The sequence below is a fragment of the Paramesorhizobium salinisoli genome (genome assembly GCF_003335045.1).
GTDB lineage: Bacteria > Pseudomonadota > Alphaproteobacteria > Rhizobiales > Rhizobiaceae > Paramesorhizobium > Paramesorhizobium salinisoli.
In genome coordinates this window covers 1-11,911 of the sequence record NZ_QOZG01000025.1, presented here as the reverse complement: position 1 = coordinate 11,911, position 11,911 = coordinate 1, and the positions used below count along the sequence as shown (strand labels likewise).

Genomic DNA, 11,911 nt, shown 5'->3' with positions numbered 1-11,911 from the left:
TCGCTCGGCACCCGTCAGGATCTCAACCTTGGCCATTCATACCCTGTTACGTCACAAATGAATCATCTGTGTCGTAACTTGCGCTAATTCCGCACCTAAACAAAACCGACTCACCGGACGCTCACGAAAGATTCTGGACACTACCGAATCCTTAACGCGATTCCGCGTTCAACGGACGTGCTCTAGAGGAAAAATTATTTGGGAGGGATTTTTCTGCGTCAGATGGCAAGCGAATTCAGAAAGGTCAGGCTTTTGAGGGCGCCATCTGCAGTATTTTTTTCATGCCATGCGCAGAGCGAGGCGGGAGAAAATTCCCTAATTCAGCCATTCTAAAAAAATCAAGTGCGACCGACGGTAGGAAAATCGTAGGTATGCCAAGCTCTTTATAAAGGGCACACATACGGACCACACTCGGCCCCTTGGCCGTTCCTATGACAAAAGGACCCATCGTTTTGCCAACGTGATAAATGACGGCCACCAGGCATTGTTCACCATAGATCACATGAGTAGCTTGTTGCGGACCGGGCAGCATGGCATCCGTTATCGCGATGGATTTCCGCGCACTTTTAATATGCGGATCTCCTTCGTGTGTTTTATATTCGCGCTTGACCTCATCCTTGGTCATCTTGTTTCGCCTCAAAAACAGCCGTTTCTGGATAATATAATCTGCGGCCCCAATACATAGGCACAGTAAAAGAAACACCCCGATATTTATTTTGAGAAAATTCACATATAAACCTACTAAACACCGCATCCCGCACGTCGAGGCGCTAATAACATCTCGTGTATTGTTATAAATGCTAAAGTACAAATTTATTAAAGAGAAACAAAAATATACGATTTTTATTAGTAAACTAACCAGGCTATCCAGTGAGAATAATTGTTTAACATTATTAAATGGATTGAACTTTTCAAACTTAGGGGTAAGCTTTCTTGCAGAAAAATTGAACTTGTTCAGAAGCAATTCTAGCAACAGCGAGAAAATTGCCATCAATGCAACTGACATAAGAAAAAGTAGTGCGAGTTTACTAATAGCTGGGACTATCTTGCGAAGCGCTTCGAGCCAAGTGCCGTTAATCGAATCCCACGCCACGGTCGCCATGGAAAGTGCGGTCACCGACAAAGCTGGCAGCATGAGGAATAATATACCGGTTGCGAAAATGATACTTCCTGCTTCGGCGGTATTTTTGTGCGAAGGGATCTGCCCGTCGCGCCGCTGCTGGCGGAGTTTCTGCGATGTAGGTTTTTCTGTTTTATCCGAACTCATTTTACCAGAGCACTCGACAGATATATGACTACATTGCCCGTGGCGGATAGAATACGAGGATAAAGCACATCGAGATAGAAAATTAATAAGAACAACATGATAGCCGTTTTGATCGGCATACCAAATGTCAAAGCATTCAAACTGGGGGCTACACGGGCAATATAGGCTATAATGACGTCCGCGATGAACATCATACCTAAGATAGGCAAGACCAATGTAAGCGCGACGGAAAATTGAGCGCCGAGGAATTTAAAAAAAATCAATACCGTCCTATCATCGAGCGGTGGCATCGGTGTTAGGACGGGCCATAGATCCATACTCTCATAAAGAAGTCCCGTAACGGTTAGCCAACCGCCGGCTGCAAAAAAATAGCCGGAGAATATCTGAGAGAGGAAGATGGTCGTTGTCGTTGTTTGGCTGCCGAATACGGTATTCGGCTCTTGGCCATTCATATTCCCACGCTGGGTATCCAGGATGACTCCCGCTATTTCCAATGATCGCATCGGCAGCCAAGTGAGTACGCCTAGGAGATATCCCAAGCAAAGTTCCTTGAAGAGCAGACCGATGTAAAAAAGGCCAGATGGCAGAAAATTCCCATCAAGGGACAAGGAAACAGTCGGCAGGCAGACCAGCGCTGAAACTGTTATGATCGCAAACCTAACCAGGTGCGGAATGATGTTTCGGGACAGAAGGGGACAAAGAGCAAAAAAGGCTGCACTTCGCGCAATCAGCAAAATAAGCCCACCTAAAAGTGAATCCCATTCTTGAATGATCGACGTACCGTCCAGCATATCGTTCTCAGAGGTCGTTTATGCGCGCGAAGATCTGATCGAGAAAAACAAAGAGGTGGTTTGCCATCCAAGATCCTGTCAAAGCGAGCACAGCCATAACCGCCATCAGCTTCAGAGCAAAGGCAAGTGTCTGTTCCTGAAGCTGAATCAGTGTTTGGATCAGCGCGACCACAAGCCCGACACTCGCAGCTACCGCAATCGTGGGCATCGAGAGATAGAATATGAGCACTACTGCGTTTTTGCCGGCATATAATGTTTCCTCGGGCGACATCCACTCCTCCCTAAATGTAGCTTAGCACGAGATTATGAATGAGGCGTCCCCATCCATCGGAAGCAACAAACAGCAAAATCTTAATCGGAAGCGATACTATCATCGGCGACACCATCATGGCGCCCATCGCAAGCAGGATATTGGACACAACCATGTCAATGACGAGAAACGGCAGGAACAATAAAAAAGCTATTTCAAAGGCGCGGGTGATTTCGGACGTCACATGCGCGGGCAAAAGAATGAGCATGTTAGTTCTGGTGATCTGATCCTGCAGGGAAGGAGGCCATAGTTTTCGGGCAGCATCCATAAAAAAAGCGAGCTCTCTTTCGCTGACATACCGGTTTAGATATTCTTTATAAGTGTTGTTAACTATGTGAAATATCTTTGAAAGATTGTCCCAATCATATGAGGTGATATCTGCCTGAGCGATCTGTTGGGCTATCGATTGTCCGAGAGGTGCCATGATAAATATGGTCAACGTCAATGCAATTGAGTTGATCACCAGAGTGGACGGCGCCTGCTGCAAACCAAGAGCGTTTCGCAAAAGGCTCAGAACGATCGAAATTTTGGTGAATGCGGTTCCCATTGCTACGAGAAAAGGTAAAAGACCGAGGGCCATTACCAGGAATATCGAAGGCAAAAGTGCAGGGAGATTGTTAGGCATCCCAACCGGCCTTCATTATAGGCCACTCTACGAGTTGCACGCCGACACGGTCACCTATCTGGATAAGGTGGCCCAATCCGACAGATATTCCATTTGCCATAATCTTAACCGGCGCGTTCAGATCTATATCGAGTTCCAGCGTCGATCCAGGTGCCAACTGTCGAATTTCTTCAATGGTCAAGCGATGGGAGCCGAGCTGAACCTGCAGCGTAACCGGTAAAAGTCCAGGTTGGATCTGTTCGAATTCCTCGCTTTGGAAATCTTCCTGGGGTGCTTCGGGCGGATCATCGATCATTGCGATACTCTTCCTTATTCGTTGAATAGTTGATCTGACCGGGCCGTCTGATATCCTGATGGAAAGAGACCCAGACAAGGTGAAGACTCCCGGAAGGCGGGCGAAGAACGGGATCGCACCGCCGTGTTTGCGGGCAATCAGGATGACATCGCCCGGACGCAACCGCCGATAAACTGATGGGGCAAGCCTTTTCGGCGACAATTGAACGGAACAAGCAAAACCGGGATCCAACCCATTGGTCATCTCGCTGCAATGCAATGACCGGAGCCCGCCTGGCAAAGAACCATGTATGTCCCAAACCATGACATTGAAGTGGTACGAGGCACCCTCAAGATGAACCAAGCCGTACAGAAGCGTGCTTCCTCCGCAAGGCGATGGGTTCGTCGCATCGGCAGGTTTTAACGTTAATAGGTTTACGTCCAGTCCGGATAAGCTAGCCAATTTTTCAACAACAAGAATAGCGCGCCAATCATCCGGCAGCGTTCGTCCTTCGTCTCCGAACCACGCGGGAAAAAGAAGCTCTCCCAATATGTCGATGAGCCTCGTTTCTATAATCAGATCAAAATCGGCAAAGGAGCATGTGAGACTAAGTTTCGTCACCGATGGTGGAATAGCGGGACGCTGACCAAAGGCGACAGCTAGATGGAAGCGCGAACAATTATTTTCGGAATCCGGCAACCCAAGGTTCCAGTGTGTCCCTACGATCCAATTCACGGCCCTTCCAATATTCGCTGGGACCCTGGAAAGACAAGAAACATCAATCGGCATGGTAAAATGGCCCTGTGTGCCCGAAATCATCCAATTCCGCGTCGTCACGCTTGTTAGCCTCTAGTAGCTCCGCCAAACGCGCTTCATCGAACAGATGATGGCTTTTTATCAGTCGCCTTTCGGACGATGCTGTGGTTGCAACAGCGGCCTCGGCAGCTTCTCCTGCCGTGTTCAAAGCTTCTTTTGCATCGGCAAGCCGCTGTGCGAGTTCTCTTGCTTGCCTCTCCGTTTTTTTGAGCTTCTCCTCGATCATCAGCAAAGTCTGAATCGAGGCAGGCTTGTAGAGAATCGAAGTGAGCAATTCGGTTTCCAACGCATGGGTCGCCAGTTCGAAATCGCCGATCATCTGCTGGGCTGCGACGACTTGAGAGCCAGCACGTGTAAACTCAGCCCTGGTCTCGGCGAGTTCTTGACGCGCCCGGCCGAGACGCCTGCTGCGTATTTCAACAATTCGACCGGTATCAGTCATTACCCACGGCCCACTTGAGATTGGCGATCGTCTCATCAAAATAACTGACAGCATCCGCCTCCTGTTGGAGAAACGCATTTATTGAATCTATCCGCTCGAGCGCTTCGTCTCCCAGTTGATCAGTGCCGGAAATATACTCGCCTATGCGAACCAGTAGTTCCAGCTCGGTGTATTTAGAAAGCAATGCCCGCAGTTTGCGTACCGCCTGGAGATGGTCCCCCGTGACGATATTGGTGATTACGCGGCTCGCACTGCTGATGGTATCTATTGCCGGATAATGCCCTGCGCCAGCAAGCTTTCGCGATAGGATAATATGCCCATCCAGAAGCGACCGCGCTTCGTCGGCAACCGGCTCGTTCATGTCATCTCCCTCGACCAGCACGGTATAAAAGGCCGTTATGGTCCCGTGTTCGCTTCGTCCTGACCTTTCAAGCAGGCCGGGGAGTTGTTCAAAAACGGAGGGAGGAAAGCCACGGCGCGTGGGAGGCTCGCCCGCCGAAAGGCCCAACTGGCGCTGAGCACGCGCAAAACGGGTGAGGCTGTCCATGATAAATAGAACATGTTCTCCCTGATCCCGGAAAAACTCCGCGATGGCGGTGGCGGAATAAGCCGCCTTGACTTGCTCGATAACCGGACGGTCGGATGTAGCGACGACCACTATGGATCGAGCCATGCCATCCGGTCCGAGTTGATAATCGATAAATTCCCGCACTTCGCGGCCCCGTTCACCGATGAGCGCAATCACGCAACGGTCGCAGTTGGCATTTCTGGCGAGCATCGATATGAGCGTCGACTTTCCTCCGCCCGCCGCAGCGAAAATTCCCATGCGCTGCCCTTCCCCACAAGTAAGCACGCCATCTATCGCTCGAATTCCCGAAACGAATGGCGTATCAATCAGCGGCCTTGTCATTGGATTAGGTGCATCGGCATATGCAGGATAGCGCGCACCTCTACCCACAGAGCCACCACCGTCAATCGGATCGCCCCATGCGTTGAGTACTCTCCCCAGGAGTTCTTCCCCGACAGGGACCTCAAAACGTGATTGCGAAGGCATGATTATCGAATTGTATGAAATCCCCTGCGGAGTTCCATAAGGTGCCAGCAGCATTTCGCCGTGAACAAACCCGATCACCTCCGCCAGAAGAGGTTCTTGCGCCATGCGGGTAATAGAACAAATCTCACCTACGCCAAAGCTTCCAGCTGCCCGGATGATTGGTCCCACAGAGCGGGTCGTGCGTCCCTTGCGGCGCAAGCGTGCAACCATTTCGGGCAACGCCATGTCGCAATCTTCCAAATGAGAGATGAGGTGGTTATTGACTGGAAACATCATTCTCACCGCTCGACAACGCCAGACACAACTCATCGAGAAGTATGGGAACGCTTACATCGATGACATCCTGGCCCGCATAAACAATGCAATCTTGTGACGCCAATGTAGGGTTGGCCTCCACTTTTAGGTAAGAAAGCCCAGAATACTCCTTTTTCCTTTTGGCTATGATGTTTTCGAGCGCACGCAGGTTGTCCGGATGTATCATGATAGAGAGTTCTGGCTCGTCGCGCGCACTTTTGAGAACCGAGGTTATCGTGGCATCGAGCCATGCTTCGGAAGGCACTTGCAAAAGAATTTGTTCCAAACATTTTCGCACGAGTGCCACCGACTGCTCGTAATGCTGCCGGTATTCCTCACGTAAGCCTTCCAATGCGGACAGGAAAATCTTAAGCCCATCGGCATAACCTCTTTGCCGGGCAGCAGCCTTTTCAGTCTTGGAGACTTCCCGGATACGCTCAATATGACGATGGAGTAGCCACCGCGCCCTCTTGGCCGCGCGATCCATGGATAGAAGCGAATTTACAGCCTCTGCCGATATGACACCATCCGCAGGCAACGGACAATCGTGAGCAAGCGCTATGGATTGCATGTTTGGTTTCCCCGTTTCCATAGACCACAAGCGGTTGTCGCTAAATCGAAAAAGGCTTCTCGATCGTGTTCATCACCCGGCAGCGGCAATGAAAAAAGCTGCTCATCTGGCCGCAAACGCAGTGCCAAACGATACCGATAGGCCTGTGGCAGGCTGCCAAGCAGCCAAGCGTCCACTTGTGTTGCGTAAAGTTCAATGTTCTCGCACGTGATGCTCGATAACACCTCAAAGGAGCGCAAGTCAGGAAAGCTCTGCCCGCAAACGAGGTACATAATAGTATCCTCACTACACCGATCAGCCAGGGCACGGAGCAATTCCCCATTTGTAGTCGTCCTGACGGCTTCATGATTCATCAAAACACAGATATATCGGGAAAGCTCAGCGCGTTCTTCGTTCGAACTCATGCACACGAATTTGAAAAGCTCGTGCACTTCCGTCGCCTGATTTTGTGGTAATGGCGGGAGACCGGCGCGCAATCGTTCGGCCACCAGTGGCCGCAGGAAACGGCTGGAAAACAGATCCTCGAATACAGCACCGCTCACATCCAGCAACGCTTCGATGTGTTCAACAGCTATATGATCGCAAGGAGAGTCATCTAGCGGAGTTGTCATTGGATTTACTCCTCTTTCTCCGGCGTATAATTATCACCCCATAGTAGGTGATAGCTGTCAGAAAAGCGGTCAGCATGGCCACGCCAGCCAGCATCCCAAGCGCAGTGAGATAGCTGTTCTTGAAAAGTTTGACACCCCAGACCTCCATGGTTTCGGCAGGCTGCTTCTTTGGCCGTTCCACAGGCGCGACGACGACACTTACGCGGTCGTAGGTGATGTTCTCTATGCTGAATGCGATGAGCTGCTTTATCTGTGGGATGAGTTCTGGATTGATTGAATCCTTGAAAACGGTGACGATCACCGAAGCGCTGGGCGGCAGCACTTTCTCAAAAGATTCCTTCCTTTGCGGGTTGGCCAGATCAATTTCCGCGGAAACCACCCCAGGGATCGAAGCGATCATGCGCGACAGCCCCTCCGTCTTGGCATAGTTCAGCTTCGCCCACTCCTCGACCGGGCTTGGAATCAATCCATCGGATTTGAAAATCTGCTCCATGGTCATGCGCGGTCGCCGCGGCAATCCTAGATTTCTCATAAGATACTCAGCCTGAGCAAATTGATCTTTTTCAATCCACAAGCTGATTGTCTTGTCCTTGTTGACCTGCTTGGATGCATTTATGTCATGCAACAATAACTGGCCGAGCATTTCATTTGCTTCCTTTTCTTCCAACCCTGAATTCATCTCCATTTTACAACCTGAGAGAATGAGAGCGGAAATGCATAGTGCTAATAACAAATTTATTATATTAAAATTTCTGGAGTTCATTTTTTACTGTGATGACAATATCTGCTGAATTGACGAAAGAATTTTATTAATAGCCTTCATGGACAATTCGAGTTGTACTTTATCCAAATTTCTGGACACGCCTTGTTCTATGAACTGCTTTTTCTGCTGAACCATTTCAATTATGTTCTTCTTGAATGCTGCATACATGGCTTTTTGTTCTGGGGGGAGCGCCTGCGCCTCCAATCTTTGAAACAGTTCCCGTATATGGGACGGCATTTTCATTAGCGGGTTGGAGGAGTCGAGCGCCCCATTTATATCCTTTTGGATTGCCTGTTCGCTTTGTCTAAGCTTTCCGACCAAATTGGTGCCTAGGTTTTGCAGGCTATCAACCCGCGGTGCAGGCGACGGTTCAATGGGAGATATCACAGAGATGCTGAGCATACTTTCTTCCTATGACTGGATGTTTTTTGCTGGCGGCAACCGCTCCGGCTTCACATTCGGCAACAACCAGACGAATAGCCTCGCGTGCCTCTGGCGACTCGATCAGGCCGCATTCAAGATAGGCATGCCCTAATTGCGCGGCGCGCTTATGCTGCTTATCCTGTTGCAACAGGATAAGATGGAAGGCGATCGTCTCGTCGCGATTGATCTTCATTTGCTCAATCGCTATACCTTCAAGCAACACGATAGCGCGCGCGCATGCGCCTATGGAGGCAAGATGCATGGCTTCCAGTGTAAAGGCGCCCCCATTTTCAGGACGCGCTTCCTGCACCAGTTTCAATATTGGAAGCGCCTGTTCGCCATGACCCTTTTGCACGGCCAGAGCAGCTATATTACCCATGATGAATATATCATCTGGCCCAAAATCAGTGGGGTGCTCAATCATTTTAAACGCACCTCCCTGATTTTGCCCCCGCCGCTTTCAATTCGAAGGCTGTCCGCCGTTATGCCTACTAGTTTATCGCCATGAGGCGTCAACCTGTCGCCTGGACGGATGATCCTGTTGTCGGTCAGCTTCACATAGGGTGCGTCTCCCTGCCACACAGCGACAATGTTTGTGCGACTGATCTCAATGTCCGCATTAGCCTCGCGGCTGAACCGAACATCTACAACGCCCGGAATATCCTCCTTGAGCTGGCGCGCCAACGTTTCCTCGAGCTGCTCATCGTTGTGCAGGAGTTTCAAAGTGAGGATACCACTCGCAACCGCAATGATCTTGGCTTGTCCCGGCAGATTCGATAATACCAGTTTGGCTGCACCACTTAGTTCATCGTCCGCAAAAACCTTGGCGCCAAGCGAAGGATCGATCGCTGCAATTTTCTTTTCCAATTCATTCTTCTGCGATGCATTCGCAACCCGAAACACTGCCTCCCACCGATTGGCCGCTGCCGGCTCCACCTTTGCGGGCACAATACCAAGTGATTTGAGATTTTCATCGATGGAGCGTGGCGCATCCGGTTTTGATTTTAGTTGCCCGGCGGGATGTTCGGGCGGTAAAGGCTGAAACCTATAAGATGGAGCTGATGCACTTAGAGGAAACAAAATTCCGGTAAACAAAACGCCGCATGAAAGGAGGCTGAAGGACAACCGTCGCTTCACCAGGCCCGCTTTATGAATTGATTCGCCATTCGGCCTTTCCCAATGGATGCCTTCCAATTCGATGATGACGTCACCAATCTGAAGCCTATCCCCCAGAAACATAGGCGCTCTTTCACCTGATGCCATCTGGAGCATCCGTTTCAGGAAAAGCCGCGAGATGACGCCTCCGGCCTGTTCAGCAATTTCTACATCTACGGTTTTGTTACCCACATGGAAAAAAATATGCCGCGCTAGAACCGATTTTTCCAATAGCACAAGATCACACTTCAGATTTGAGCCCAGCGAATAAACACCCGGTTCCAGCGGGAAATATCGATCTGCTGATGTTGGACTTTTGGCTTTGGCGACGATCATCATAACAGCTCACATTGCTTCCCGCCCGGATTTCTGACTTGCATAAGGGCAGCCGGCTTGTCCTGGATCTGCGGTAAGAGTTCGATTGCCCGGTCCAGCGCCGCTAGGACCTGCAATCTGAATGCCGCGTTGTCATCGCGCAGTGATCTTAAGGCGGCGTCACGCAGGAAGATGGAACGTCGTGTTTGCAAATAGCACCGAACCGCTGCTGGACCACCACAAGCGCTTTGAAAAAGTATCTCCTCGAAACTTTTTCCGCTTTGTGCAAATGAGGATCGCGTGAGTTCCAAGTAGGGCATAGTTGACTCCTTTCTCTCTCAGTTAGAACTCCTGAACTCAAATAGGAAATTCCATTTTCCTTATTGGCCGGTCAGGGAACAGTTCTCCTGATATAAGTTTTTTCGAATATGCAATAATCAGGATCTGTCTTAGGTCTTCTTGTCAGTTTGACGGACAAGGTATGAAATCCTTCGGTTCCCCCCCTTTCTCCTGCATGATCTTGAGCGTTTTGCTTGAGTTTTTCGTGGCGTCATGCGCTACAAAACCCCAGGTTGAATCGCTCGATCTGTCACCACAGTTCGAACTCAGCAATCAATATTTTCGAGCGGGCAGCTATGACAAAGCCTGCGCGCTTCTCGAGCAAATCGCGGCACGCTATCCGGCATCAATAGAGGTCGCTTTAGGTCTCGGTAATGCCTATTATCGGTTGGGAGACTATGAAAAAGCGGAAATATTTTTCCGAAAGGCTAATCAACTAACTCCGGGGATTTCCGCCAAGCTTGGACAGGCAAAAGTTGAATTAGTCCGCAACAACGCAATCAATGCGCAGATACTTTACGACCAGATATTGCGCGAAGATCCGAATAATCTTGAAGCGCTCAATGGGCTTGGCGTTGCCCTTGATCTCGCTGGTCAGCATGACCGCGCCCGCGCCATGTATGAAAAAGCCCAGGTCGTGAATCCACTCTACAAAAATGCAGCCAATAATCTGGCTCTCTCACTCGCCTTGGACGGGCAAGCTTATTATGCCGCATCGCGCATGACGGAGACTTATCGCTCCAATACTTCCAATAAAACGATACGCCAGAATCTCGCGCTCATTCAGCATCTCAATGGAAAAATCAGGGATGCCAATACCCTTGCGACTCTGGATTTGTCGTCCAACGAAGCAAAACGGAATTTTGAGGTACTGAGCAGCATCTTCCAGCGGCAAAAAGTACGAAAATAAGCATTAATTCCAACCACATAAATTTCTAAATCGCGATTTGACCTCAATTCTTATCACACCCATGCTTTAGAATTGCCGAGGTCAAATCAGCCCGGTTGCGGCTTATATAATCAGCCGCATAAAGCGCGTGATCGGCATCGTTCGGGTCAAGAGAAAGGGTCCTATTTTATGTTTCAGATCCGCGTATGATTATATTGATCCACAGGGGCGTAATGCCTCGTACGAGCAGACCACGGTATGCATGCCTGATGCCCTCGGCGAGGACGCGAGTGAAATCCTCGACATGATCGCTGCGCAGATGAAGGTCATCGAGGTCGCTCGATTGAAGAAATCGTGCCGCTGCTGCGAGAAGATGGTGCAGTTGCCGGCTCCCAGCCGTCCGATACCGGGCTGCATGGCGGGGCCGGGTCTTCTTGCCTACATCCTGGTCTCCAAGTTCGACGACCATCTGCCACTGTATCGTCTGAATGAGATCTTCGCCCGCATGGCGCCGATATCCCCGATTGTGTTTCGGCGTCCAATCTTGGGTCTGACTCAATCTCGCTGATGTTCTGGACTCCATTGGCCTGGTTTCCAATGGAGAATCAGCGCCATGCGAGCCAAATTTCGGCTTTCCGATCTGATCCCTGCCGAGTTAAGCGTTGAAGCAGTGCATCATTGCGCTGACGTGATCAGCGTCGCCGCTTACGGTCGGTCACAAGATTGCAAATGCCCCCACTGCGGAACCGCCTCCCGTCGTGTTCATAGTCGCTATGCTCGGACGATTGCCGATCTGCCGTGTGCGGGTCGAAGGATCGAATTGCACCTGACTGTCCGACGCTTCGTCTGTAGTGCCGCCCATTGCCGCCGAAAGATTTTCGCCGAGCGCTTCGGTGATGGCGTGGTCCGCCCCATGGCTCGCCGGACAGCCCGTCTGGACTGCCTGGTCCGGTATCTCGCTCTTGCGTTGGG

At 50.4% G+C, this 11,911-nt stretch carries 15 protein-coding genes and 1 pseudogene; 3 read left to right on the top strand and 13 right to left on the bottom strand.

The window, feature by feature from the left end:
• Positions 1-244 precede the first annotated feature (244 nt).
• The 13 genes from DUT91_RS23285 to DUT91_RS23230 are packed head-to-tail and all read right to left on the bottom strand — an operon-like array spanning position 245 to position 9,735.
• On the bottom strand, positions 245-1,267 hold the full coding sequence (locus DUT91_RS23285) for an EscU/YscU/HrcU family type III secretion system export apparatus switch protein (protein WP_114442820.1): 1,023 nt from the start codon (positions 1,265-1,267) through the stop codon (positions 245-247).
• Entirely contained in the window at positions 1,264-2,058 is a 795-nt protein-coding gene (locus tag DUT91_RS23280) for an EscT/YscT/HrcT family type III secretion system export apparatus protein (protein ID WP_114442819.1), read from the bottom strand. The genes DUT91_RS23285 and DUT91_RS23280 overlap by 4 nt, the downstream gene beginning before the upstream one ends.
• A 7-nt stretch (positions 2,059-2,065) precedes the next feature.
• Positions 2,066-2,329, bottom strand: coding sequence for a type III secretion system export apparatus subunit SctS (gene sctS, locus DUT91_RS23275; RefSeq protein ID WP_114442818.1), 264 nt, complete (start codon positions 2,327-2,329; stop codon positions 2,066-2,068).
• A gap of 10 nt (positions 2,330-2,339) precedes the next feature.
• Complete coding sequence (sctR, locus tag DUT91_RS23270; protein ID WP_114442817.1) at positions 2,340-2,993, bottom strand: type III secretion system export apparatus subunit SctR; 654 nt, start codon at positions 2,991-2,993, stop codon at positions 2,340-2,342.
• Complete coding sequence (locus DUT91_RS23265; protein WP_160113698.1) at positions 2,986-4,002, bottom strand: FliM/FliN family flagellar motor switch protein; 1,017 nt, start codon at positions 4,000-4,002, stop codon at positions 2,986-2,988. Before DUT91_RS23265 ends, sctR begins: the two co-directional genes overlap by 8 nt.
• 43 nt (positions 4,003-4,045) lie before the next feature.
• Positions 4,046-4,525 (bottom strand): YscO family type III secretion system apparatus protein, encoded by a 480-nt coding sequence (locus DUT91_RS23260; RefSeq protein ID WP_160113697.1) that lies wholly within the window; start codon positions 4,523-4,525, stop codon positions 4,046-4,048.
• Positions 4,518-5,855, bottom strand: coding sequence for a FliI/YscN family ATPase (locus DUT91_RS23255; protein ID WP_281032640.1), 1,338 nt, complete (start codon positions 5,853-5,855; stop codon positions 4,518-4,520). The genes DUT91_RS23260 and DUT91_RS23255 overlap by 8 nt, the downstream gene beginning before the upstream one ends.
• The gene (locus DUT91_RS23250) at positions 5,836-6,444 is read right to left on the bottom strand and encodes a FliH/SctL family protein (RefSeq protein ID WP_160113696.1); all 609 of its coding nucleotides are present in this window, start codon (positions 6,442-6,444) and stop codon (positions 5,836-5,838) included. The genes DUT91_RS23255 and DUT91_RS23250 overlap by 20 nt, the downstream gene beginning before the upstream one ends.
• Positions 6,432-7,055: a hypothetical protein gene (locus DUT91_RS25635; protein WP_147272253.1), complete on the bottom strand. Its 624-nt coding sequence runs from the start codon at positions 7,053-7,055 to the stop codon at positions 6,432-6,434. Before DUT91_RS25635 ends, DUT91_RS23250 begins: the two co-directional genes overlap by 13 nt.
• A complete protein-coding gene (sctJ, locus tag DUT91_RS23245) occupies positions 7,036-7,818 on the bottom strand; it encodes a type III secretion system inner membrane ring lipoprotein SctJ (RefSeq protein ID WP_114442812.1) in 783 nt (260 codons plus the stop codon). Before sctJ ends, DUT91_RS25635 begins: the two co-directional genes overlap by 20 nt.
• 3 nt (positions 7,819-7,821) lie before the next feature.
• Positions 7,822-8,220 (bottom strand): hypothetical protein, encoded by a 399-nt coding sequence (locus DUT91_RS23240; protein ID WP_114442811.1) that lies wholly within the window; start codon positions 8,218-8,220, stop codon positions 7,822-7,824.
• Positions 8,189-8,665: a hypothetical protein gene (locus DUT91_RS23235; protein WP_114442810.1), complete on the bottom strand. Its 477-nt coding sequence runs from the start codon at positions 8,663-8,665 to the stop codon at positions 8,189-8,191. The genes DUT91_RS23240 and DUT91_RS23235 overlap by 32 nt, the downstream gene beginning before the upstream one ends.
• Positions 8,662-9,735 carry a hypothetical protein gene (locus DUT91_RS23230; protein WP_114442809.1) on the bottom strand — a complete coding sequence of 358 codons (1,074 nt, stop codon included), beginning with the start codon at positions 9,733-9,735 and terminating at the stop codon, positions 8,662-8,664. The genes DUT91_RS23235 and DUT91_RS23230 overlap by 4 nt, the downstream gene beginning before the upstream one ends.
• Before the next feature lie 457 nt (positions 9,736-10,192).
• Between DUT91_RS23230 and DUT91_RS23220 the strand changes: the two genes are divergently transcribed.
• From DUT91_RS23220 to DUT91_RS27570, 3 genes and pseudogenes are all read left to right on the top strand, one after another.
• Positions 10,193-10,960 carry a tetratricopeptide repeat protein gene (locus DUT91_RS23220; RefSeq protein WP_114442807.1) on the top strand — a complete coding sequence of 256 codons (768 nt, stop codon included), beginning with the start codon at positions 10,193-10,195 and terminating at the stop codon, positions 10,958-10,960.
• A 253-nt stretch (positions 10,961-11,213) separates the two neighbouring features.
• A pseudogene (locus tag DUT91_RS23210) lies at positions 11,214-11,464 on the top strand (transposase); the annotation flags it as partial.
• Between the two features lie 88 nt (positions 11,465-11,552).
• The coding region (locus DUT91_RS27570) for a transposase family protein (protein WP_147272252.1) at positions 11,553-11,911 on the top strand (359 nt) is incomplete at its 3' end.